This is a genomic window from Streptomyces beijiangensis (genome assembly GCF_017315755.1).
In the GTDB taxonomy this organism is placed as follows: domain Bacteria; phylum Actinomycetota; class Actinomycetes; order Streptomycetales; family Streptomycetaceae; genus Streptomyces; species Streptomyces beijiangensis.
In genome coordinates, this window is the sequence record NZ_JAFLRJ010001665.1 from 1 (window position 1) to 384 (window position 384).

1 pseudogene is annotated in these 384 nt (G+C 74.2%); it reads right to left on the reverse strand.

What is annotated here, in order from left to right:
* Window positions 1-384 (reverse strand): annotated as a pseudogene (locus J0695_RS43140) (apolipoprotein N-acyltransferase); the annotation flags it as partial.

The window sequence follows — 384 nt, forward strand, 5'->3', positions numbered from 1 at the left end:
GTCCCGGTACGGCGGGCGTCCAGGGACACGCGCGCGATCTCGTACAGGCCGAAGCCGCACAGGACGACCGCGAAGCCGAGCACGGGGGTGCCGCCCAGCGCGGCAAGCGGCAGGAACACGCCGTCCGCCTGTCCGAACGCGATCTTGCCCCAGGGGAAACCGCTGAACGGCACGCGCGCGCGGGCCGCCTCCCCCGCGGTCCAGAGCGCGGCGGCCCACACCGGCCACCCGGGCAGCTTCGAGACCGCGGCGACACCCGCGCCGACCAGCGCGACGAAGACCGCCTCGATCACGGCGAGGGCGATCCACGGACCGGGACCGACCTCCACACCGGTCCACACCAGCAGCGGCAGCAGGAAGCCCAGCCCGAAGAGATAGCCGAGG